This window comes from Paenibacillus sp. FSL M7-0896 (genome assembly GCF_037975415.1).
Classification (GTDB): domain Bacteria; phylum Bacillota; class Bacilli; order Paenibacillales; family Paenibacillaceae; genus Paenibacillus_AQ; species Paenibacillus_AQ silagei.
This window is the reverse complement of sequence record NZ_CP150250.1, coordinates 1510373-1532545: the sequence shown is the minus strand read 5'-3', so window position 1 is coordinate 1532545 and position 22173 is coordinate 1510373. Positions and strand designations below refer to the sequence as shown.

16 protein-coding genes are annotated in these 22173 nt (G+C 54.0%); 6 read left to right on the top strand and 10 right to left on the bottom strand.

The genetic code is table 11. The annotated features are described in order from the left end of the window. Positions 1–56 precede the first annotated feature (56 nt). The 4 genes from MKY12_RS06465 to MKY12_RS06450 form a co-directional block, all read right to left on the bottom strand. Complete coding sequence (locus MKY12_RS06465; RefSeq protein ID WP_339313228.1) at positions 57–956, bottom strand: carbohydrate ABC transporter permease; 900 nt, start codon at positions 954–956, stop codon at positions 57–59. A 13-nt stretch (positions 957–969) separates the two neighbouring features. Beyond that, positions 970–1869, bottom strand: coding sequence for a sugar ABC transporter permease (locus MKY12_RS06460; protein ID WP_339254781.1), 900 nt, complete (start codon positions 1867–1869; stop codon positions 970–972). Positions 1870–1937: 68 nt separating this feature from the next. After that, entirely contained in the window at positions 1938–3356 is a 1419-nt protein-coding gene (locus MKY12_RS06455; protein ID WP_339254779.1) for an extracellular solute-binding protein, read from the bottom strand. 145 nt (positions 3357–3501) lie between these two features. Continuing rightward, the gene (locus tag MKY12_RS06450; RefSeq protein WP_339313227.1) at positions 3502–4725 is read right to left on the bottom strand and encodes a hypothetical protein; all 1224 of its coding nucleotides are present in this window, start codon (positions 4723–4725) and stop codon (positions 3502–3504) included. 230 nt (positions 4726–4955) lie between these two features. Between MKY12_RS06450 and MKY12_RS06445 the strand changes: the two genes are divergently transcribed. Then, the gene (locus tag MKY12_RS06445) at positions 4956–6464 is read left to right on the top strand and encodes an FAD-dependent oxidoreductase (protein WP_339313226.1); all 1509 of its coding nucleotides are present in this window, start codon (positions 4956–4958) and stop codon (positions 6462–6464) included. Here MKY12_RS06445 and MKY12_RS06440 read toward each other — a convergent pair. The 5 genes from MKY12_RS06440 to MKY12_RS06420 form a co-directional block, all read right to left on the bottom strand. Continuing rightward, positions 6451–7281: an AraC family transcriptional regulator gene (locus MKY12_RS06440; protein WP_339313225.1), complete on the bottom strand. Its 831-nt coding sequence runs from the start codon at positions 7279–7281 to the stop codon at positions 6451–6453. The genes MKY12_RS06445 and MKY12_RS06440 overlap by 14 nt on opposite strands. Then, the gene (locus tag MKY12_RS06435) at positions 7278–8909 is read right to left on the bottom strand and encodes a response regulator (protein WP_339313224.1); all 1632 of its coding nucleotides are present in this window, start codon (positions 8907–8909) and stop codon (positions 7278–7280) included. Before MKY12_RS06435 ends, MKY12_RS06440 begins: the two co-directional genes overlap by 4 nt. Continuing rightward, on the bottom strand, positions 8896–10662 hold the full coding sequence (locus tag MKY12_RS06430) for a sensor histidine kinase (RefSeq protein WP_339313223.1): 1767 nt from the start codon (positions 10660–10662) through the stop codon (positions 8896–8898). The genes MKY12_RS06435 and MKY12_RS06430 overlap by 14 nt, the downstream gene beginning before the upstream one ends. 259 nt (positions 10663–10921) lie before the next feature. After that, on the bottom strand, positions 10922–12529 hold the full coding sequence (locus tag MKY12_RS06425; RefSeq protein WP_339313222.1) for an ATP-binding protein: 1608 nt from the start codon (positions 12527–12529) through the stop codon (positions 10922–10924). Between the two features lie 149 nt (positions 12530–12678). After that, complete coding sequence (locus MKY12_RS06420; RefSeq protein WP_339313221.1) at positions 12679–14082, bottom strand: helix-turn-helix transcriptional regulator; 1404 nt, start codon at positions 14080–14082, stop codon at positions 12679–12681. A 278-nt stretch (positions 14083–14360) separates the two neighbouring features. On the opposite strand from MKY12_RS06420, the gene MKY12_RS06415 reads away from it, so the two are divergent. From MKY12_RS06415 to MKY12_RS06395, 5 genes are all read left to right on the top strand, one after another. Then, positions 14361–14888, top strand: a complete 528-nt coding sequence (locus tag MKY12_RS06415; protein ID WP_339313220.1) for a hypothetical protein — start codon at positions 14361–14363, stop codon at positions 14886–14888. A gap of 217 nt (positions 14889–15105) precedes the next feature. Then, positions 15106–17703 carry a beta-L-arabinofuranosidase domain-containing protein gene (locus MKY12_RS06410; RefSeq protein WP_339313219.1) on the top strand — a complete coding sequence of 866 codons (2598 nt, stop codon included), beginning with the start codon at positions 15106–15108 and terminating at the stop codon, positions 17701–17703. Positions 17704–17833: 130 nt separating this feature from the next. Further along, positions 17834–18688, top strand: a complete 855-nt coding sequence (locus MKY12_RS06405) for an AraC family transcriptional regulator (protein WP_076079707.1) — start codon at positions 17834–17836, stop codon at positions 18686–18688. A 157-nt stretch (positions 18689–18845) separates the two neighbouring features. After that, complete coding sequence (locus MKY12_RS06400; RefSeq protein ID WP_339313218.1) at positions 18846–19442, top strand: sigma-70 family RNA polymerase sigma factor; 597 nt, start codon at positions 18846–18848, stop codon at positions 19440–19442. Continuing rightward, complete coding sequence (locus MKY12_RS06395) at positions 19381–20688, top strand: DUF4179 domain-containing protein (protein WP_339313217.1); 1308 nt, start codon at positions 19381–19383, stop codon at positions 20686–20688. Before MKY12_RS06400 ends, MKY12_RS06395 begins: the two co-directional genes overlap by 62 nt. Positions 20689–21207: 519 nt before the next feature. Here MKY12_RS06395 and MKY12_RS06390 read toward each other — a convergent pair. After that, positions 21208–22170 (bottom strand): family 43 glycosylhydrolase, encoded by a 963-nt coding sequence (locus tag MKY12_RS06390; protein WP_339313216.1) that lies wholly within the window; start codon positions 22168–22170, stop codon positions 21208–21210. Between the last annotated feature and the right edge of the window lie 3 nt (positions 22171–22173).

Below are 22173 nucleotides of genomic sequence, written 5' to 3'. Positions count from 1 at the left end.
ACCTGAATCCACCTCGCAAAACTCGCTTCGGAAGCATAGGCTTATCTTCAAATTTATTACCCCTTCACCGATCCGGCCGTCACCTGGATGAAGGTCTTATTCGCCAGAACATACGCCAGCAGCATTGGCAGGATGGACAGACAGGCCCCGGCCATCATCAGGTGAATCTGCATCGCAGCCGAAGAGCCATAGCGGAGATTCGCCAGTCCGACCGTTAGCGTCTGCAGCTTCGGATTGGTCATCGTGAACACCAGCGGCAGAATGTATTCGTTCCAGGCATGGCGGAAGGCGAACAATCCGGCCACCCCAAGCCCAGGGGTCAAGAGCGGCAGAATGATGCGGAAAAAGGTGCGGATGAAGCCCGAGCCGTCCACCATTGCGGCCTCATCCAGCTCCCGGGGAATTGCCTTGAAGAAGCCCTGCAGCATGAAGAAGGTGCTGGAATGGGCGCTGACCAGAATCAGAATAACCCCCCACAGCGTAGTATTCAGATGCAGCGCAACCATCAGATCGAACTGCGGGCGCAGGACAATGGCCCCGACTGAAATGAACATCATGGACGCCTGCACCGTTACATATATTCTTTTCCCCGGAAAATCACGCCGGTCCACCACATAAGCAGCCATCGAGGCCACCAGCAGCGTCCCCACCGTCACCATTACGCTCATAAATGCACTGTTCCAGGTATAGCGGGCGAAATTAGCCTGCTTCCAGGCTTCAGCATAATTGTTGAATTGCAGCTTGGCGGGAAAAAGCGTTCCCCCAGTCATCATCTCGGCCCCGGTCTTCAAGGAACCGGTCAGTGTCATCAGCAGCGGAAACAGTGTCAGGACCGCCGTTGCCAGCAGGAAGAGCCACATCACGGTCCGGGTTACGATTCTCCCGGCAGTACCGGGCGTCCGGTCCACCGTCTGCGGCCGCCTTCCGGGCTGCTTGGATATCACAGATTCGTTCATTTGGATAAGCCTCCTAATACACCTTGTTCATTTTGCGGCTGAAGAAGAAATACAGGCCGGTTACCGCTCCGACAATCACTGCGGTGGCGAAGCCCACGGCGCTGCCGTAACCGAGCTGCTGCGTTACCGGTGAACCGGTGGATACAGGGAATAGCAGCTTGTAGAGATAGAGATACATGACTTCCGTTTTGCCGATCGGTCCGCCTTCGGTGATGACCATGATGCTCTCATAGCCCTTCAGTGAAGCGATAATCGCCAGCATAATGACCATCTGGGCTACCGGAGCCAGCATCGGAAGCGTAATATTCCAGAAGCGTCTTCCGGCGTTCGCTCCGTCGATGGACGCGCTCTCGTACAGGTCCTGCGGAATGCTCTGCAACCCGGCGAGAAAGAGCAGCATATAGTTCCCGACGGCACCCCATACGGCCACAAGAATAACCGTCAGCATGGCGTGCTTCGGACCGAGCCAGTCGACCGGCTGGGAGACGAGATGCAGCTTCATCAGAACTGTGTTAACCATGCCGTTATAGGAATTGAAGATGTTATAAAAAACAACAGAGATCACTGCGGTACTTATAACCGTCGGCATGAAATAAATGCCCCGGAGCAGATTCGACCCGCGCAGTCTGCCGTTGAGAATAACAGCCAGCAGCAGGGACAGCGGCAGGGTCAGCAGCAGCTTCCCTCCGGCAAAAACGAAGGTATTGCCGACCGATTCCCAGAACAGGGTATCCCGCAGCAGCCGGCTGAAATTGTCCAGCCCGGTAAACAGCGCCTCGCCGTATCCGGCATAATCATAGAACATATAGCGCAGCATCCAGATCAGAGGATAGATGCCGAGCGTGAGTGTCAGAATGATGCTCGGTGCCAGGAACAGGGAATTCTCCCCAAGTCTTTTCCATTTGTAAATCATAATTAGTCTCCTTCAGGGAAAGCAAAGGGGCTGATCCGGGAATCCCGTACAAGCCCCTGTGTAACCCGTTATTCTCCCTGCGGCTTCATTGGATCAAAGGCCGGGTCCGGTGTAACGGTAACCTCACCCTTCTCCACTGCTTTGGACAATGCGTCATTGTATCTTGTATTCAGATCAGCAGCAATGGCCTTGGCATCCCCGCCCGAGAGCATATACTTGAAGAAAGCATCCGCATAGGTAGAGCCTTCCGGCGTGACGTTCGGCACAGCAGGCCAGAGCGAGTCATGCTCACCGACCAGGAAGCCTTCCATACCGCCAATTTCCGGCTTTTTGGCCTGCTCCACAATACTCGGCACTACAGCAATCCCGAAGCCCTTCTCATGATACGTCTTCAGAATATCGTCGCCGTACATGTACTGCATGAATTTCCAGGCGGCCTCCTGATGTGCCGATTTCGCGCTGATCCCGAGCCAGGTGCCGGCGGATACGATCTCCGAGGTTCCCTTAATCTGCCCGTCCAGCGTAGGGGCCAGGGCACCTGCCCAGTTGATTTCTGTCGGGAACTGGTCCTGGTATACGCCGGGCTCCGTCGAGAAGCTGAGGTACATGCCGATTTTGCCTGCGGCAAATTGGGCGCGCAGCGGGTCGATATCCAGTGTCTCCGCCCCCGGCAGAATACTTCTGTCTTCGTACATCTGCTTGAAATACTCGATAACCTGAGAGTAAGGCGCGAAGTCGAACTGGCCTGTCTTCAGGTCAAAGCCAAGGCCCTGGTAGCCGCTCAAGGAGAGAATCTCGCGGATCGAACGGTCAAAGGCCGCCTTCGGGCTTTTGAAGTTCAGCGCGAAGCCGTATATGCCCTCGGCTTTGCCGGCTTCAGTGATTTTTTTGGCATCATCGACCATTTCCTGCAACGATACCGGAGGATTCGCGATGCCTGCTTTGTCAAAGAGATCCTTATTGTAGATCAGACGCAGGGTGAGGCCGGTATTGGCCAAGGAATACACTTTGCCGTCAAAACGGTTGACATTATCGATCAGCAGGCTGCCGAATTTCGTTTTGATCTCGTCGGTCAGGTAATCGTCAATCGGAGCCAGATAGCCTTTTTTGACAAATTCGGGGGTGTTGCCGCTCTTCAAACGCAGGATATCCGGTGCCTGGTTGCTGGTGAAGGCAATGTCAACGCTCTGCGCGTAATTCTCAGACATGACTGTCAGTTCCACCTGGATATTCTCGCCGTTCGTCTCATTGAACTTGTTGATCAGTTCCTTGATATATTCCTGGTCATGACGGTCATCCGTCCAGTACTTAAGCTGTACCGGCTCGCCTGTTTCTGCTGCGGCCGAAGCTGTCGGACTCGCTGTTGCCGCTCCGGATGTTCCCTCTGCCGCACCGCCGCTCTTGTTATTGTTCCCGTTCCCGCCGCAGCCGGCGATTCCGGCGGCCAGCATGAGGCTCAGGCTGAGGCCCAACCATTTTTTCTGCATACGTTCTACCCCTTTGATTGACATTTGTATTGTGAGCTCGTTCTCTATTATAGGCCACCCCTCCCGCAAAAGGAGTGCGGCAGACTCACTCTTGAGGGACAGAATTCTATTCTTTGCGGCAGGCGGCAGCGGCCGGGCTCTCCCGTTACAGCAGGATGCCGTTCTCATCAAATGTCCGGATATACTCCAATAATTCCGCAAAATGGACCCAAGCGATACCCGCCTTTTGATCTGCAGCGCCATAAGACATGATTAGATCCTCCCCCACGACAATACCACCCGTGGTAAACAGACAAGGCGTAGGGTAATCCTCCGGCATCTCCCAATCCCGCTCGGCATACATCAGACGGTCAGAGCACCGGTGAATGATAACCGGAAAATCATTGTCCTGCTCCTTGAGGATCATGAAGGACTGGGTATAGCCAAACTGCACATTTTTCTTCGCGTGATAAGCCACCAGCCACTCCTGATCCCCCAAGGCGATCGGCGGCCAGCTTGCCCCCACTCGATCCTCCTCCCAATCAAACAGCGGACTGGCCAGCAGCCGGTGGACTGCCGCAGGTGAAGCGAAATCCGCAATCGATTCTGCCGCTGCCAGATAGATAGAAGGCTTGCCCGCCCGCTCCCCTCCGGCAAAAGGAAGGACATTCATCGGCCGGTGCAGCATCACATATTGCCATTTACCTGCAATCCTCATCTTCTCAGGAAACAGGAACACATCACGGTTATCGCTGACATGCCCCTCGGTAAGCGGGCCTACATACACGAAAGCGTCTTCATATTTCCTCTCCTTCAGCTTGGCTAAATCCAGCTTGTACAGAACGCTGACCGTGTCATTCGCCCGGGCCGATTGAATGAACGGATCTGTACTCTCTCCCGCAAAGATCCAATCCGGCACATATTCAAAGCGCGTCTGGACCGGAGGCTGCTGGCTGCTAAGCCAGTAGGGGCCAGGGGGAAAGGCCCGGCAGGCCACCGTGACATACAGCTCGTTCCCGATATAAAAGATACGGGGGTCCTCCACGCAACCGTTGGCATAATTCCGCACTCTTTTTCCGTAAATGTCCGTAATGTACAATTCATGCTCTTCATACCCGAGGGCCGGAGCCAGGGCAGGTCTTGAAAAATCCGCCTCCCAGGTCTCTCCCCGATCCCTGCTCCGCGCATAGCCCAAAAAAATCGGATAGGGATCATGACAGCCCTCTCTTCTCTTCTGCGGCCACGGGCCCGTTGCCCGAAACAGCATATGAATGTCATTCGAGTCAGGGTCCTGAATGATCGCCGGATTCAACACCATTTTGTCCGCCCAGTCACAGCCTGGTACAGGTTCAAGCGCCGGTTTGCTCAAATAGCGAAATTGTGGTTTCATAGTTCCTCCTGGTCCGCCTCCTGAAGCAGGGGCATATTCCGTTTTTCAGCAAACAACTTATCATAGGCCATCCGCGAATTCAAAAGACTTTTCCCCTGAAAACGGACTTTCGGACAAAACAGTAAGATCCGTCAACTGAAAAAGGAAGATCCATCATTCACGCGGGTCCTGGCAACGGCTTATAATCATTTTTGCAGGCAAAATCGTTACCACGAAGGAGGATGAGCCGGATGAAACAGTATGATCTTGTCATATACGGCGGAACGGCTGCAGGCATTACAGCGGCTGTCCAGGCAGCTATCATGGGCAAAAGTGTGGTCGTCATCGAGCAGAGCCGGAGGATCGGCGGCATGACCACCGGAGGGCTGGGCGATACGGATGTGGGAATGAAAGAGGCAGTCGGCGGCCTGTCTCTGGAATTCTACCAGCGGATTGCGCAGAAATATGCGCAGGACGGAGCGTGCTGGCTGTTCGAGCCCAAGGTTGCGCTTGAGGTGCTGCAGGACTGGGTGGCGGAGCATAACCTTGAAGTCGTCTGCGGGGAAAGGCTGGAGCTTAAGAATGGGGTGACCCGGCAAGGCTCAAGAATCACCTCCATTACCATGGAATCCGGGAAGGTCTATCACGGCAAAATGTTCATTGACGCCTCTTATGAGGGAGACCTTATGGGCCATTCCGGTGTGTCTTATGTGGTCGGCCGGGAGCCGAACGCACAGTATGGGGAGACATTAAACGGCATTCAGCCCGGCCCTGAACTGAACGAGCTCCCTCCGGGAATTGACCCCTATGTCATAAAAGGAATGCCTTCGAGCGGACTACTCCCGCGTGTAAATGCGGACCGTGGCGGCGATGCCGGCGAGGGAGACCGTAAGCTGCAAGCCTATAACTTCCGCATGTGTCTGACAGACAATCCGGGCAATCGCCTGATGATCAGCAAGCCTGAGGGCTATAACGAAGCCGATTATGAGATTCTGTTCCGGGCCATTGAGCAGGGGCAGCGCTCACGCTTTTTTAAGCTGAACCGGGTCACTGCGGACAAGACCGATTCCAATAACAACAGCGGCATTTCTACCGATTACAACGGGATGAACCACTGCTATCCAGAGGCGGATTATGCGGCGCGGGACAAGATATGGGAGGCCCACCGCATCTACCAGCAGGGGGTTGTCTGGACGATCCAGAACCATCCGCGGGTGCCGGAGGAGATCCGGGAGGCCTACAAGCCGTGGGGCCTGCCGCTTGACGAATTCACCGATAGCGGCCACTGGCCGTCTCAGCTCTACATCCGGGAGGCCCGCAGAATGACCGGAGATTATGTGGTGACGGAGCATGATGTAAGGCGGGAGCACCCGGTGCCGGATTCCGCCGGAATGGGCTCCTTCGCCATGGACTCGCATCATACGCAGTATTATGTGAACGAAGACGGGCATGTCAGCACGGAGGGCGGATTCTATATCCGGTTAGACGAGCCTTATCCGATCAGCTACCGGGCGATGGTGCCGAAGCGGAGCGAATGCACTAACCTGATCGTACCGGTCTGCCTGTCTGCCACTCATGCGGCCTACGGTTCCATCCGGATGGAGCCGGTCTTCATGATTCTGGGACAATCGGCAGCGGCCGCTGCTGTACTGGCGCTTGAGGCGGACGGCATGATTCAGGATGTGGAGTATGGACAGTTGCAAGCGGTACTGCTTGAGTCCAATCAGGTTCTGTACACCACCGGACTCACCCGGGATTGAACCGGAAGCCGAAGCTGCGCCGGTACTCTCCCGGGGGAGCGCCATACCGTTCCCGGAACATCCGGCAGAAATGGGCGTAGCTCTGGAAGCCCGCATTGTCGGCAACCTGCTCCAGTGACAGTGTGCTGTAGAGCACCTGCTGCTCGGCAGACCTCAGCCTGACATCAATGCAGTAGGCGAACGGCGATTGGCCAAAAGCGGCTTTAAACAGGGAGGAAGCGCGGGAGATGCTTAACCCGGCGGAGGCGGAGATCTGCTCCAGGCTGAGCGGTTCATGGGCATGATTGTCAATGAACTGCTTCAGCCTGTAGGCGGTCTCCGCCCCTTTGGTGCGCCGCCGTGCCTGAACGATCTGCTCCAGCGTCAGACAGAACGTTCTAAGCAGACAATCCATCAGCTCCTCCTGATGCTGCATTACTTTCCTCTTCTCGCCGGCAATATGCTTCCATAAGGTAATGACCGTATCGTCGAAGCCGATATTCGTCCGGGCCGGCAGCCTGCGGTCCTGCCACCAGGAGTCCAGCCACTCGCCGCTGGCGATCAGGAAATAATCCGAGGCGGGCTGAACTCCGCCAGAGCCTGGAGCGCTGCGGGGCTGTACGATCAGCTCGTACGGCTGATCCGGAGCATAGATCAGCAGATCGCCGGGGATGATCGTCTCGTACACTCCTCCTACCAGCGCACGGCAGGTCCCTTCCATCTGAAGTCTGAAGAGATAGAAGGATAACCCGTCCTGATACTGAACGGAGTGAGGCTGCGTGTGTGTGAAGTAATTGGCATACAGGACGCTGCACCGTTGCGGATCGGACGCTGTCACGGGTAGGACTCCTCATGGCGGTCCGGGTGGTACCCCGCCCTGAATTCCGACGGCGTCTGGCCGGTGATCTTCTTGAACATCTCGCTGAAGTATCTGCGCTCCTCATACCCCACAGCGGAGGCCACCTCCTGCACCTGTGCCCCTTCCACCAGCAGCAGCTTGGCCCGGTGAATACGCTCTGCGGTGATATACTGGGTAACGGTCACTCCGTTCACCTTCTTGAACAGGCTGGAGAAGTAGCTGGTGCTGAGATGAACATGCGCCGCGCATTCACCGACACTGATATCCTCGGACAAGCGGCCCTTAATATACTCTACCGCTTCATAGATCACCTTCTGCCCTTCGGACAGGCTGCTCCTGCGCACCAGGGCGGCCCCCTCTGTACACAGTTCCAGCAGCAGCCGCTGGAGAGTCGCAAGCGGCAGCCCCGCTGTTCCCTGCACCGCCCGGAACCGCTGGATCAGCGGCTGAATCTCCCCGTACGGAACCAGCTCATAGAAGGTGCGGATCGCTGATGCGGCCAGCTCCTCATACAGAACGAGCAGATAATCGGGATTGTGCCCGGAGCTCAGATTCTGCAGCGATTCTGAGATCGCTGCGAGGATCGCGCCAGTCCGGCTGACATTGCCGGAGCGCAGCGCCAGCAGCAGCTCGTCCTTGTATTCCAGCGCCAGCGGCTCCTGGCTTCCGTTCTGGTGAACATCATCATACATAATGGCCGCGTTGCCTCCGGTGAACAGATGGTGGGCCAGCGCCCGGTGCGCCTGGCGGTAGGAATCCGGCAGCTCGCTGGTCTCCTCCACCCGGCCTCCTACCCCGGCAGATACCGTGAACTTGGTATACCGTTCAATGTTCTTGCAGCAGCGTTCGGCAATCTCCACTGCACTGGCCGGACCACAGTCATTCATCACCGCAAGATAGCGGTTATGCTTGGCCCGGAACACCACGCAGCGCGTATGCCCGGCAATGGTCTCCTGGGTGATATTCAGCAGGGAGAAGCGGATCAGCTCCACCTCGCGGATCGACAGCTCTGCCGCCCGTTCCTGAAAGTGATCGATCTCCAGCAGCATCACCACGAACCCCTTGGGGTTCAGATCGATGTCTAAGAATTCCCAGCGCGGCTTCGCCTGCTCCCACGCCGTTCTGTGGCTGACCAGCAGAGCGAAATATTCCTGCCGCAGCACCGGCAGACTCTCCCGCAGCTTGCTCTCCATCTCCCGGAGCGTATCCAGCCTGGAACGCTGCTCCATAATCTCCGCCTTTGCCCGCAGCACCGCCTTCATGATCTCCTCTTCCGTGAACGGCTTGACCACGAAGTCGAACGCGCCAAGCTGTACAGCCTGCTGCGCATATTCAAAGTCGGCATATCCGCTGACCAGAATGATTTTACAGTCCCGGTGGTGCTCCAGTACGGCACGCAGCATGGCCAGCCCGTCCATCCTTGGCATACGGATATCCGTAATGACCAGATCCGGGCGCAGCTCCCCGATCAGGTCCAGCCCATCCTCACCGTTGGCCGCTGTTCCTGCCACCCGGATGCCGTGCTCCGCCCAATTCATACAGGTCAGGCCTTCCACCACGCTTTTAATATCATCAATGATACAGAGGGTTACGCTATGATCGTCCATCCTGATGCTCCTCCCGTTTGGGTAAAGATATAATAACCGCCGTCCCCCGGCCCGGCCCGCTGTCCACCCGTAATGCTGCACTGTCCCCATAGTAGAGCTGCAGCCTGCGGATCAGATTGGATACGGCATAGCCCTTCTCCGATTCCCGCCGGAACAATGCACGGACCGCCTCCTCATCCATACCAGCTCCATTGTCGCTGACCTTGATACACCAGCGTGCTCCCTCATCGAAGACTTCGATGTCAATCTGCCCCCCGCTCTCCCGGTTACGGAAGCCATGCAGAATGCAGTTCTCCACCAGCGGCTGAAGCAGAATACGCGGAATCGGGAGGGTAACCAGCGCTTCATCCTCGACATAAATCTCATAACGGAACAGCCCTTCATAGCAGCTGCATTGCAGTTCCAGATACATGCGGACATGCTCCAGTTCCTTAGACAGCGTAGTGATCTCCTGCCCCTTGTTCAGCCCGAGCTGGAACAGCCGGGACAGCGACATGACCATGCTCTGCGACTGCTTCACCTGCTTCAGATTGAGCTTCCAGTAGATCGTATTCAGCGTATTGTACAGGAAATGAGGGTCCATCTGCGCCGACAAGGCTTTGATCTCTGCCGAGCGCTTATTGGTCTGCGCCTGTGTGACCTCTCCGATCAGCACTACGATCTGCTCCAGCATCTGGTTGAACCGCATCCCGACCTGGGCCAGCTCGTCTCCGCCCCCGCTCTCGAATCTTGCCGTCAGATCATTGCTCTCCACCCGCTTCATCACCTTCATCAGACCTTGCAGCGGACGCAGCAGATAACGGGTAAAAGCTCCTGATACCATCATTGTAACAGTGAAGGCAAAGAGGGCTACCACCACGAGCAGCCATTTCACATAGATCATATCCTTCAGCACACCAGACTTGGACTGGATCGTGGTCATCGTCCAATCGGCAATGCCCAGATGGGCATAGTTCAGCAGATACGATTCGCCGCCCAGCTTGAAGGTATTGCTGAGATCCCGGCTGCTGCTGATCATTCCGGTCAGATCACTGCCCTCCACCGCCTGCAGAACGAGCGGGTCCTTCACAGAATAGACGGGGCTGCCTGCCGCGTTCAGCAGGAAGCTGCGCGCCCCTCCGCCGGTATCCCCGCTCACCAGCTTGCGGAAGCCGTCTTCACGGATGTTGACGATAATATAGACCCCGCGGACCGCTGTATCAAATATAGGTTCCAGAATCAGTGAAATCACCCGTTCCTTCCCGGAGAAGAGCATGTCCTCATGGCCTTCAACCCATGTATTCTTCTTCTCCTGTTCGATCCGCTCATATAGTAAGGTATCCTTGAACTCCGTCAGACGGTTCCGGTTCATTGAGGAAGGGTAGAACTCCCCGATCGGCGTGGACACATAGATCGAATGGATCAGCGGCTCCGCAATCCGCGCTTGTGAGAAAACGTTATCAAGATCATTCAGGTGAGTATAATACCGGCCCGTGTCCCCGGTGACGACATCCCTCATCATATCGTGAAAGGGCTGGCTGATCATGAAGGTCATCATAATCAGCATCAGCTTGTTCAGCTTCTCGTCGATGATCTGCGCTGATTTGACAACATTATCCTGGGTAAGCTTCAGCGCATTCTTCTCCAGAGTCGCCGCCGAGATGGAATACGACAATCCCCCGGTCATCAGTACGGAGAGGAGGATCACGGCTAAGAATGCAGTTTTTAATTTGCTGCGGAATGATTGCTTCCGGAAATAGTTCAAGTCGTTCACGCCTTCCTGTGTGCAGATGCCCTGCTCTTCGATTATGTCACCTGAACGTTCGGTCCGACAATACGCAGCGCACGAAATAGTGAATTCACCGTATGCGGAGCATGGATCTACCGTATGTACAAGGCAACCCGCCGCCTCCCTCTCCGCCTGCGCCAAATAGCCTGTTTGAATTCCGGCAGGCACCGGCTTCAAACAGGCTATATTAAGTATGGCTATGAATATCTCACTGGTTGCAGAACACCAGGAGGAGTATGCGCCATCAGGACTCCGGCTTACTGTGCTTCAGCAAAGCCAATATGTTATTGAGCAGATGCACCTTACGGATGGGCTTGATAATGATGGAGGAAAACTGCGCTTTAGTCTCCTCGTCCAGATTCGTCCCCAGGGGAGCAAGCAGAATAACGGGCAGCTTCCTGCCCGGAACAAGCTGACGCATGTGCTTGGCAAGCTCTGTGGCTTCTGTCCCCGCAATATCCTTATCCATAAGGATTAGATCATAATCGTTATTGGCCGCCAGAAGCTCCAGGGCCTCTCCGGCAGTCCGGGCAGAAGACACTGCCACGCTCCAGTCCTCAAGTACCGAAGAGATGACATCCAGACTGGTCTGATTATCATCCACAACCAGAATCTTAATTGCGTCAAGCACATCCTTCTCGAAGGGAATCGAGGGCAGGCTTGTATATTTCTCAAGATACAGCGTGACCTCCAGCTTCGTCCCTGTCCCTTCCTGGCTTTCCGCAGAGATCTCTCCCCCCATCAGCTCCACCAGCTGTTTACAGATGGCCAGCCCCAGTCCGGTACCTCCGTAATGATGCAGCTCGCTGCTCTGGTGAACCTGGGTATATTTGTTGAACAGCAGCTTCAGCTTGTCCTGCGCTATACCTATTCCAGAATCCGTAACCGTGATCCTAATCCCTATTTCTTCACGGTGAACAGGCAAGGATTTCAGCTCAATCAGAATTTCCCCGGCGTGGGTGAACTTCAGGGCGTTGCTTACGATATTCATGATGATCTGGCGTATCTTGGGGGCATCCCCCAGAACATAGAGGGGAATCTCCGAATCCACATTCAGAATAACCTCCAGGTTTTTCTCAAAAGCCTTGGTGGAGAACAGATAGACGCTCTCTTCCAGTGCGGTAATAATATCGAACGGTTCCTTTTCAATGAGCAGCTTGCCCGCTTCCATCTTGCTGAAATCCAGAACATCGTTCAGGAATTGCAGCAGCTTGGCATTGCTCGATTCAATGATCTCCATGTAATACTGCTGCTGCTCGTTCATCTCAGTCGTCATCATCAGATCGGTCATGCCGATAATGCCGTTCATCGGGGTGCGGATTTCATGGCTGAGCATAGCGAACAGATCCATTTTCGTTTGTCTCCGCTGTTCCAAATCTTCAAGCTTCCGTTCCAAGTTCATAATATAGGTGAAAAAATAAGCCATAGCGCTTAAGAGGTCCAGGTCTTCCTTCGTATGCCGCCCGGCAGCAGGGTCCAGCAGGCAGATCGTTCCCAGAGATTCGCCATCCTCAGTGAGCAGAGGAACGCCAATGAATGAATGTACTCCCTGTGTGTGTATGAAGTCAAGTGCAGGGGACGCGGGCTGTTTATGCGTATCAGAGACCAGTAACGGTCCATTGTCATTCAGAAGGATCAGACTGCCAATAGAATCAAACAACACAGATCCCTGTGTATCCGGCCCCAACAGCTCTTCCCGGTTGAACACCCGCAGCAGGGGATCTGAGCTTACACCATGCACCGAAATCAGAATCGTGTTTGACTTGAAAAGTTGGCTTAACAGCTCTATCATCCGGTCTGCGGCATCCTCTATATTGCGAATCGCCGAACTGCCGGTATCGTTCATCTCCATCGTCGTTCCAGAACCCCATTTCCAAAACCTAAATATGTTACCATAAACTTGACTGGTCCTTATCATAACAGAAAAAACACAGCAACAACCTGCAAAATTCACAAAAATAGGCTGAGGAAGGAATTGGATGGGATGAAAAAGATACTTCGTTACTCCTGCAGGGATTCTGTGGTCCTCTTTGCTCCGGTGTGGGCCAGCTGGACTTTATTGATCAGACGCTTATACCGATCCTGGTCTTCCGCTGAAGCGTGCGGCCGGAATTGTTCGAATAATCTTACACAGCGGATCACACAGGCTATGCTGCCAAGTGCGGCGGAAGCCTCCAGGCTCCCGAAGATATAACGTATCCCCTGCTCTATCTTCTCTGCTTTGAGAGAGTACAGCGCCAGCTCATAGAGCAGTACCGGATATTGCTCAAGCGTCTCCCTGCCCGGAGTTCCTTCGGCTTGCCCGGAGGCCGTTCCCTCCGGCGTAAGCAGCGGCTGGAAGCGGCTGATAAGCTCATCTACCTTCCAGCCATACCGGTTAGCCGCTTGAACTGCCTTAAGCAGCCCGTCCAGCAGTCCAAGCCCGGGGGTGCCGATAGATTCCATCACCTCGGGAAGAGCCTCCAGCTCACCGCACATCAGGCGGTATAGAGACTTGTAGACTGTTCCCAGCCTGCTGAACTGCGCCCGGATCTGCTGAACCTCTTCCGATTCCTCGACAATCCAGCTCATTTCAGTGTAAAGGCCCACATATTCCAGCGCCCGCTCATATTCACCGGATTCCTCGCATACCTTGGATTGCAGCCAGTAAGCATACAGTATATAGAAGCAAAGAGGTCTGGGCGCCTGCCTCAGCTCCTTCTTCTTTTTCGTTTTGTAGAATCTAATTTCGTACTGGATAGATGTCTTATGACGGAGCTCCTCTGCCAGTAGTCTGGCCTTCTCCCAGTGCTGTAGAGCAATATAGATATCCGCCAGCTTCCGAAGCGCTTCCAACTGGTCTATTTCCTCCAGGCGCTCTACAAAATATTCAAACCGGGTCGCCGCACGGAAATCCACCTCCGGGCTCTGTCCGATCCGGATCATGAACAGCCGGTACTGACACAGAGCCAGCCGCTCCGAATGCTGATATTTCTCAGTGTCGGCTACCCCTTCATACAGCAGAGCCGCTGCCTGAAGCTTGCCTTGCCCGTAGAATTCCTCCGCCGTATCGAACAGGAGCGGGGCATATGTAATATTGTCCATGATGATTTGAACCACCTGCCGGATACACTCCAGCTTGTCCAGCTCCGCACAGCGGTGCAGGAAGGGTCCCAGCCGCCGCCAGTCGGGTGCGGAATGTACGACACATTCATCTATATATAACTCATAAAATGTTCCTTCAGGAAGCCCCATTCCGGCGGTAATCCGGTCCAGCTGCTGCATGGCAATAGGACGGTTACCATTAATAATGCTGCTGAGCGTTCCCGAATTGACACCGGAGATTCCTGCGAACTGATTGATTGTCTGGCCTTCTTTTTTAAGAAAAGCAGCCAGTTCTGTTTGAATTGTAGTGTGCTGTTGCAAACCAATACCGCCCCTCAAGAACCAGATATTCTAGTAAAAATCCAGATATTCCTATATCATAAATCCCTTAATTAGGCAGGTCAATCTGGTTTGAACGGTTCAAAAGAGGTTGACAAAGACGGAATATTTGTTATATATACCCAGTTAAAAAATCTTTTGCAACATTTCTGCTGATCCAACGTTTATTAGGGTATAAACAAGTTTGAGAATATTCCGGCAGGGTAAATAAAGAGTGTAGACTCACGCCGTGTAAGATTACGCCAAGGGGGAAATTCATAATGTTAAAAAACAAAAACGTCTACCTGCTTCCTGTTCTGGTCCTGTTGTTCCTTTCCCTCGTGACTACGGCAAGCACAACCATAAAAACCGCTGATGCCAAGAGCGAGGGGTTGGCCCAGCATCTGACGGTGTATATACATTCCTTAGAGAATCATAACGGTCAGACGACCCTTACCGGGGATGAGATCGAATGGTATGAAGGCGCAGCTGCCGACGCGGTCTTCGCCCAGCGGGAGCCGGAATCCGCAGCCGAAATCGGCGGTGCCCCGGACGGTTACTATATCGTGAACGACAGCGACACGCTGACTACTTATACGGTAGCCCCGGATGCCAAGGTCACCATGCAGATCTATGACCGCACCGGCAAGCTCGAAGACCTGGATACGAACTGGAACGAGTCGCTCACTTTGGAGAAGTTCATTCATGAATTCGCCAAGACGGATGTATTCGATCTAAGCGGTTCGCCTTATCACCTCACGATTAAGGATGGCCAGATTGTATCGATCGTACAGCAGTACACTCCATAAGGAGCTGCTATCTTAATCCCTTCCATAAAATAACCTCAAGCCACAGCCTGTTGCCCAGCAGCGGTTGTGGCTTTTTTGCGTCTCCCCCCACTAATCTAACCTTTTCACACATATTCAATCCTATCACTATTTACCCCCAACCCCTCTATCTATAAGCTTAATATAGGATGTTCATCCAGCAGTAACCCTACAGAAACCATAGGAGTGAGAATACAAAATGACAATTACACCCCATCAGCCTCTGGCGGCCCCGATTCAGGGTAAGCCCTTGTACGAGGAATACCGCATGGACCAGGTCCGTGTGTCCGATCCGTATATCGCGAACGCCTTTGCCAAGGAGATCGAATATCTGACCAGCTATGATCCAGACCGCCTGCTGGCGGGCTTCCGCGAGAACCGGGGACTGCCGAAGCGTGCCGACAAATATCCCGGCTGGGAGAACACGGAGATCCGCGGACACACGCTGGGCCACTATCTGTCGGCGCTGTCCCAGGCCTATGCCTGTACGCGGGATGACGCGCTGGCGCTCAGGCTGAACTATCTTCTGGGAGAGCTGGCCCTGTGCCAGCATGAGAGCGGTTACCTGTCCGCGTTCGAGGAACGCCTTTTCGATCATGTGGAGAACAAGCAGCCGGCCTGGGTCCCCTGGTATACGATGCACAAAATCATCGCCGGACTCACCGCGTCCTACTCTGCTACCGGCAGCAAAACGGCCTATGACCTCGCGGATACGCTCGGTGACTGGGTGTACCGCCGCACAGCCTCCTGGTCTGAAGAGGTTCATCAGCGTGTATTATCGGTGGAATACGGCGGGATGAATGATTGCCTGTACGACCTGTACAGAATCACCGGAAAAGCAGGCCATTTAAGCGCCGCACATAGCTTTGACGAGCTGACGCTGTTCACTCCTGTCCATGAGGGCAAGGATATTCTCAAGGGCAAGCACGCCAATACCACGATTCCGAAATTCCTCGGTGCGCTGAACCGTTACCGGACGCTCGGGGAGAGCGAGGCCTTTTATCTGGAAGCGGCGGTGCAGTTCTGGGAGATGGTTGTTCATCATCACAGCTACATCACCGGAGGGAACAGCGAATGGGAGCACTTCGGTGACCCGGATATGCTGGACCGGGAACGCTCCAACTTCACAGCGGAGACCTGCAACACCTACAATATGCTCAAGCTGACCCGCGAGCTGTTCAAACTCACGGGAGATCCCTGTTACGCCGACTTCTACGAGAACACGTATCTGAATGCTATTGTGTCATCACAGCACCCGCATACCGGCATGACGATGTACTTCCAGCCTATGGCGACCGGGTATTTCAAGGTCTACAGCTCGCCGTTTGAGCATTTCTGGTGCTGTACGGGAACCGGCATGGAGAGCTTCACCAAGCTGAATGACAGCCTGTATTTCCATGATGCGGACAGCATAGTGGTCAACCAGTACCTTAGCTCTACCCTGGATTCTGCTGCGCACGGCCTGATGCTGATCCAGTCGGCCAATCTGCCTTATAGCGATACTGTAGAGTTCAAGATCTCAGTGATGCAGTCCCAGGCTCAGTCCACCACGCTGAAGCTTCGTCTGCCGGATTGGCTGGCAGGAGAACCTGAGCTTCTATTGAATGGGCAGCCTGTGAACTCAGCGGTCAGCGGAGGTTACCTCTTGACGGACAGAGTATGGGAAGACGGCGACACGCTTCAGCTCAAGCTGCCGATGAAGCTGACACATTTCAGCCTGCCGGATGCCCGTCAGGTGGTCGCGTTCAAGTATGGGCCGGTGGTGCTGAGCGCTGCTCTGGGCCAGAGTGATCTATCTGTGTCCGCTACTGGGGTTGCTGTAAGTGTCCCGACCCGCAACATGCTGGTGAAGGACTTCATCACGACGGTGAACGAGAGCCCGCAGGAGTGGCTGGCGCAGCTTTCGGACCGCGCAGTCCGGCTGGAGCAGGATGAACTGGCCTTTGCACTGCGGGGAACGGATGAGGATCAGCGGCTGGTCTTCACCCCGCATTATAAGCAGCATAGTGAGCGTTACGGCATCTACTGGCGTCTGGTCGAGGCCGATTCGGCTGAGCTGCAGAAGCATATTTTACAAGGCAAAATCCGGCAGCGTGTGCAGGATGCTACCTTGGACAGCCTGCCTGTCGGCAATGATCAGTATGAGCTGGAGCATGGCATTGAGGGAGAGAACACCTCCGTAGCCACATGGGACGGATATAACATCCGCAAAGCGGAGAACGGCGGCTGGTTCAGCTACCGGATGAAGGTGGCGCCGCGTACGGACAACTACCTCTCGGTCACTTATTTCTCAGGAAATAATGGTAAGAAAATAGCGATTTATGTAGACGGTGAGCGGATTGCGAGCGAGGTCATGCATACGGATGAAGCCCGCAGCTTCTACGAGCGGAGTTATCTGATTCCTGCTGAAGCGGTTGGCGGCAAGACTGAGGTGGAAGTCAAATTCGTGGTTCCGGGTAAGGAGAATGGCATCTTCGACCTGCTGCGCATGATGACCGGTTATGATCACAATGCCGGACTGCGCCAGCTTGCCTTCAGTGAAGGAACGCTGTCTACCTCCTTCAGCGGCGGGATAACCACGTATAGCCTGAGCGTTCCGCAAGCTGCGAGCCGTGTACAGTTGAATGTTACACCACACCATCACAATGCCCTGGTCTATGCAGACGGGATTCTGATTGAGGATTCACTCCCGCGCGAGATCAAGCTGCCACATAGCCGCACTGAGGTGAAGCTCATGGTTAAGGCGGAGGATCATGTTACGGTGCAGGAATATAAGCTTCAGATTGTGAAAGAATAACAATTGGCATAATACAATACACTGTTCCACACAAGGGTTATCTCGGATGCAGCTTCTGCTGTATTCAAGATAGCCCTTATTTGATATGGTAATAGGATAAGACTATTTCCACAACGAGGGGGATTATGACATGACTGCATTCACACTGCTGGTAGATAAGCCGGTACATCTGGAGATGACCGGCAAATTCGTGGCCCCCTCGGCGGAGTGGATTCACTTAAGCCGGATTTTACAGGATTATGAGCTGATAGTTATGACCGAAGGCGTGCTCTACCTGGCGGGTGACAACCAGCAGTTCGTCGTCTCCAAAGGCGAGTTCCTGCTCCTGCCTCCGCTTACCAGACAATACGGGTACAAGTCTTCAGACTGTAGCTTTTATTGGCTGCATTTTCATGCTGCGAACGGTAGTCAGACTGCGGGCCCCCCTCCGTCAAACGGCGACAAGGAAGAATATGTAATTCACCTGCCTCAATACGGAACCCTGCGGAATGTCGAGAAAATCATCGTCATGATGAAGCAGCTCCAGGACTCGGTGCGGAGCTACAATCAGACGGTGCTGGGCAACTATATGTCTACCGTTATTCTGTGCGAGCTGTACAGCCAGACCCTGCCAACCGATGCCGATCCGTTCAAAAGAACCAAGCAGGAGCAGCTCTACAACGATATTGTAGATTACATCAAATGGAGCCGCAGCGAGCATATTAAGGTATCACAGATCGCCGCCTATTTCGGCTATAACGAGAAGTATCTCTCCCATCTGTTCACCGTCATCTCCGGGATCTCCCTGAAGCAATATATTCTGCAGCAGAAGATGGAGCTGGCGAAATTCCTGCTGACCGACACCAACCAGAACGTCAGCGAAGTGTCATTGCAGCTAGGCTATAAGGATTGCCATAATTTCATGAAATCTTTCAAAAAAATTGTTGGCCTCACTCCCACCGAGTTCCGCAACGCTTATGCCAAGCGCCTGCTGTTCTACGAATGAGCGTGAGAGCATTCGCCAGCTCCTGCCTATTCTTCGTTCCCTCCACAGCCTACCCAGAGACTAACGATTTCTCTGGAATAGGCTGTGGATATTTTTTTGAGAGCATAATGAACTTTCCGGGCCGCTACGCACTCTTATCTGTGAAAGGGGTGAGCACATGAATATAAGCCGTCTTGTCAGAGCCGCACAACGCGGTAACAAAGAAGCATTATTAGAACTAATCCTAGCCGAACAGGACGCTTATTATCGTCTTGCCTATAGCTACATGAGGAATGAGCATGACGCGATGGATGTAATGGAGGATATGATCGTCACGCTCTATGAGAAGCTGGAACAACTGAAGAAGCGCGAGGCCTTCTATAGCTGGAGCAAAACCATTCTGGTCAACCGCTGCAAAACGGTCCTCCGCAACCAAAACCGGTTCGTTCCCCTGGAGGAGGAAGAGGCGCCGGAGCCTGCAATGGAGGCATGGACTGCAACTAACCCGTACCGCGATACCGAGTCTGAAATGGATTTGTCCGTCCTGCTCGCACATTTGAATCCCCGGCAGCGGGAAGCGATTGAGCTGCGTTATGTCCACGATCTGCCGTATCAGACCATTGCCGATATCACCGAAGCGCCGGTCGGCACGATCAAGTCCAGAATATCGCAGGGAATACAGAAACTAAAAGCTATGATTGGAGGTGACCGTTATGAGAACGATCGAGGAGAGATTACAGGAGCATCAGCAGACCATGACGCCGTCAGAACTTGAAGGCAGATTGCGGAAGGCGCTGGAGCAGGCTCCGGTTAGACGGAAATCACGGGCTGGACGGACACGGACCTGGGCCGCCACAGCCGCCGCAGCCATGTTACTGACAGTGGGCGTCTATCAGTATCCGGCGTTGGCCTATTACGGCGGGAAGCTGTTCAGTCAGGCTGATCTGAATACAGTGAACTTCACTCAAGTAGTTAAGCAGGGTTACGGACAAGCGGTCAACCAAAGCAAAACCCTTAAGGACGGGACCGTCTTCACCGTCAAAGGTGTGATTGCAGACGATAATAATCTGCTGATGCTTTACAGTATACAGCTTCCGGCCGGCCGGGTGTTTGATGAGACGGCCTTCTCGAATTACTCCTTCAATAATATTAAAGGCTTGTTTACTGACTCTGATCCTATCGGAGGCGGCGGAGATTACAGCCCGGACAGGACCCGGTACGAGGGTGTTTACAAATTTGAGCCGGTCAGCCCTTTTTCCAGAAATTTGACCGTGAATCTCAATGCAAAGCTGACAAGCGGAGAACTGGTCCAATTCCCTATCTCTTTCAAATATGACCCGAATCTTGCCATGAAAAGCCTGCTCGTTGCGGATATTGACCAGGCTGTACCGGTGGATCAGGGAACCGTCTACTATGACACGATTACGGCTTCTCCTACGTCAACCATCGTAAAGGGTCATTATAAGATGGATAATGGAGAAAATCCAAGATTCTCTGCTGTAACCAAACTGTATGTGAATGGGACGGAAATGAATTCCCGGTCGATGCGGGGTACGAATTCCAGCAAAAAGGGAACCCCGGAATTTATAATTGAATACGATGTGCTGCCAACAGACAAGCTGCAAAGTGTTGAACTTGTACTGGATAATTTCAGCGGATATCAGAAGGTCGGGCAGCCGATCCCGCTGGCCTCACCCTCAGACCACTCCGTTAAAGTCGGCGAGGAGAAGCTCTGGATTCGCAGCGTCTCCCGGACTGCTGACGGCTATGATATTGTGGTCGCCGGGAAGCAGTTCACTATGCTGGATAAGGATACTTTGGCTGTTCAAGCCGAAGGAGCCGCCGTTCCCGTCAGTTCGATATCCGATTCCCGCCCGTGGGACCTCAAGAACGGCAATATCCTGTGGGAACGCACATACTCCTTCCAGACCACAGAGAAGCCGGAATTCCTGGAGATGGACGGCTTCCACTATATTAAGTTCTATAGACACACTATTCCGGTTCCTCTAGGGGAAAAGTAAGGGCATTCGTGCAGAATAAAGCACTAGCGAACAGCCAGCTCGGAAATCCTGCAAGGAATGCAACAATGCAACTCATTAGACGCCAGTCACGCCAACATCCTGCACAAATTGCAACAATGCACTTCAATAGAAGCGGCCTATGCGAAAATCCTGCACTAAATGCAACAATGTAGCCCAAACTAGCACCGAATTGATGAAATTCCTGCAAAAAGTGCAGCAATGTGTCTCAGCCAGTAACAAGTGTAGAAAATTCCTGCAATAAGTGCAACAATGCAGCTCAATAGAAGCTGCCAGCGCGGAAATCCTGCACAAACTGCAACCGCAAGGTACAGTTACAGCCCCTCTATTCCTATATCCTATTGCCGCAGCTCAGCACCAAAAAGTCCCGCTCCCCTTCAAAGGGTTGCGGGACTTTTGGCATTTCATTCTATGCAGCCGATAGCCCACCTTCGGAGCGGCCTTCAACGGAACTCCGCAGTTCAGCGTGCTATCCCACTCTATTCCCGACTGAATTCTACCCTACTCCCTGCCATCCCTCACCGGCACCCCGAAATCCGGCGTGCCGTCCGCGTTCCAGCGCAGGCGCTGGGCACGGGTGTGGCGGTTCGGGTCGTAAAGCGGGTCGCCGGTGATCTCCTTATAGCTGCGGGCATGGTAGATCAGCACATCCTCGCCGTTCTCGTCCACGGTGAAGCTGTTATGTCCCGGGCCGTACTGCCCGTTCTCCTCACTGGTCTGGAACACCGGCTCGGGATGCTTGGTCCAGGATGCAGCGTCCAGCAGGTCACTATCCTCGTCTGCGGTAAGCAGCCCCATGCAATAGTTGTGATCGGTGGCGCTGGCCGAGAAGCTCACGAAGATCCGGCCGCCCCGCTTCAGCACGGCAGCACCCTCGTTTACCTTGAAGCCGATGACCTCCCACGGATACTCCGGCGAAGAGATCATCGTCTGCGGACCCTTGAGCGTCCAGCCGTTCTCCATGGCTGAGATATACAGATTGGAGTTGCCGTCAATCTCAGGGTCCTTTTGCGCCCATACATAGTACTGTACTCCCTTATGCCCGAATGAGGTGCCGTCCAAGGCAAAGGATTCCCAGGCGGTTTTTATCTGGCCCTTCTCCACCCACTCCCCTTGCAGCGGGTCAGCCGAAGTATTCTCCAGGGCGTACATCCGGTGGTCGAACAGTCCTTCCTTCGTTTCAGTGGTCCGGGCGGCAGCGAAATAAATATACCATTTGCCGTCAATGAAATGGATTTCGGGTGCCCAGATATTGGCGCTGAGCGGGCCGCTCTCATATTTGCGCCAGGCGACTACCGGCTGTGCTTCCCGAAGTCCCTCAATCGTTAACGCTCTGCGTACTTCAATCCGGTCGTACTCCGGCACGGAAGCGGTGAAATAGTAATAGCCGTCGGTATGCTTGTATACCCAGGGATCTGCACGCTGTTCGACAAGCGGATTAGTGTACTCTCTATTTGTATTCATTAT